The organism is Methylorubrum zatmanii (assembly GCF_014845115.1).
Taxonomy (GTDB): domain Bacteria; phylum Pseudomonadota; class Alphaproteobacteria; order Rhizobiales; family Beijerinckiaceae; genus Methylobacterium; species Methylobacterium zatmanii.
The window spans coordinates 1-1,997 of record NZ_NKUI01000202.1 but is presented as its reverse complement, the minus strand read 5'-3'; the positions used below and the strand labels follow the sequence as shown (position 1 = coordinate 1,997).

Sequence of the window (1,997 nt, the reverse complement as noted above, 5' to 3'; positions counted from 1 at the left end):
CCCGCTTTATCAGGGTGGCGCCGAATATGCGGCGATCCGGCAGGCCAAGGAGAATGTCGGACGGGCCCGGCTGATCGCCGATCAGGACCGCGACACGATCCGCGCCTCGAGATCACGGACCTGATCGAGATGCTCGCGGGCGCTGTAGGGCGTCACCGGCAGGCTGGTGAAGCGGACGGTCAGCCGGCCGACCGCCTGGACCACGTCGTAGGAGTTCACCACCCGGTCGCGCTGGGCGCGGATCAGGGCGACCCGGGCGGAGAGAAGTTCCTGCTGCGCGTTCAGCACGTCGAGGGTGGTGCGCTGGCCGACGCGGGCCTCCTCGCGCACGCCGTTCAGCGCCACTTCGTTGGCCTGCACCTGGGCCTGGGAGGCGATCACCTGCGCCTTCGAGGCTTCGAGGTTGCCCCAGGTCCGGACGATCGAGGCGCGGATCGTGTCGCGGTCCTGATCGGCGATCAGCCGGGCCCGTCCGACATTCTCCTTGGCCTGCCGGATCGCCGCATATTCGGCGCCACCCTGATAGAGCGGGATGTTGACGCGCCCGACGATGGAGGCGGTGACTCCGTTATCGCCGGGAAACTGCTGGTCGTAGCGCTGCTGCACCGCGCCGGTGATCTGGGCCTGCGGGTAGAGCGCGCCCTCGGCGACCTTCACCTGCAGTTCCGCCACATCCACCGAATGCAGCGAGGCCAGGATCTGCGGGTGCTCCTTCAGGCCGATTAGGATGGCCTGATCGAGGGAAGCCGGTACGTAACGGTCGAGCGGGCGGCCGGGGGCGAGCTGGCGCGGCTCGACGCCGATGATCTGGCGGTAGATGCCGATCGAGGCCCGCAGGGCCGCTTCCGCCGCGCTGACCTGCGAGCGGGCACCGGCCAGGCGAGCCTCGGCCTGCGCCACGTCGGTCCGGGTGACCTCGCCGACATTGAAGCGGTCGCGGGTCTGCCGGAGCTGTTCCTCCAGCACCTCGACGTTGTTGCGCTGAAGTTCGAGTGTCGCCGTGTCGCTCAACACGTTCATATAGGCCTGAGCCGCGTTGAACAGCGTGTTCATCTCGGTCTGGCGCAGGCCCTCGCGCGTTCCGAGCACGGTCGATTCGGCGGCGCGGACCCGGTTGTCGGTCTGAAAGCCGTCGAACAGGTTCTGGTTGACGGTGAGGCCGGCGCCGCTCGGAACCGTCAGGCCCCGGGCGCCTCTCAATGGCTGGCCGGCGATGGAGCCCTGAAATTGCTGGACGCCGATATCGGCGGAAATAGCCGCATTGGGCCGGTAGCCGGCCTGGAAGCGGTTCACGTCTTCGTCGGTTGCGCGCAGGTTCGCCCGCGCTGCATTCAGCGCCGGGTTGGCTTGGTAGGCGCGGGAGAGTGCGCTCTCAAGCGTTTCGGCGGCGGCCGGACTCGCGACGGCCAGCGCCGAGACGACGGCACCGGCCAGCCGAAGCGCGGACCGCGCCGCAGGGTTCCGTTCTTTCACGTCGATCAGCCCTTGCGGTTTCTCGATTCGCCGTCCCGTCGCACCTCCGCTCCCGATCCGGTTGTCGTCTCCGGCGATCCCGAAGGATACCGGTCGAACGATCCGCTCCGTGAGGGCCGCGACACCCTTGCCGCCTGCATGTCCGTGCGCTGGGACGGTCAGCCCGCCTCGTGCGGAAGATTAGCCGAGCTTGCGGCATCGACGACAGGGTTTTCCGAGCCGCCGTGGCGGATTGCCCGGAGGTGGCTCAAAAAAGCGACACTTCGACGGACTTAATCCATGATTGCCGCGCTCCGCGTGCGGGCCTTTCCCGACGATTGTGGAGCGAGGTGGCGCACCCGGTCGGCAGCGAGAGCATCGTCCCGAAACGGGGCTCCCGTTTGGGGAAAAGGCGATGCAAGACAAAGGCGCCGCACATCATCCTGGATCCGATGTCCAGGGCGATGCTCTCGCGTGCGGCTGCGCGAGTCATAACCAAATCCGGTTGATCCCTTCGGGAGGGCGGGTTTGGGCTTCGCTCAGAC

The 1,997-nt window shown here is 67.7% G+C and carries 1 protein-coding gene; it reads right to left on the bottom strand.

The features are described from left to right. Positions 1-81: 81 nt before the first annotated feature. Complete coding sequence (locus MZTS_RS21010) at positions 82-1,479, bottom strand: TolC family outer membrane protein (RefSeq protein WP_425492764.1); 1,398 nt, start codon at positions 1,477-1,479, stop codon at positions 82-84. Positions 1,480-1,997: the final 518 nt, after the last annotated feature.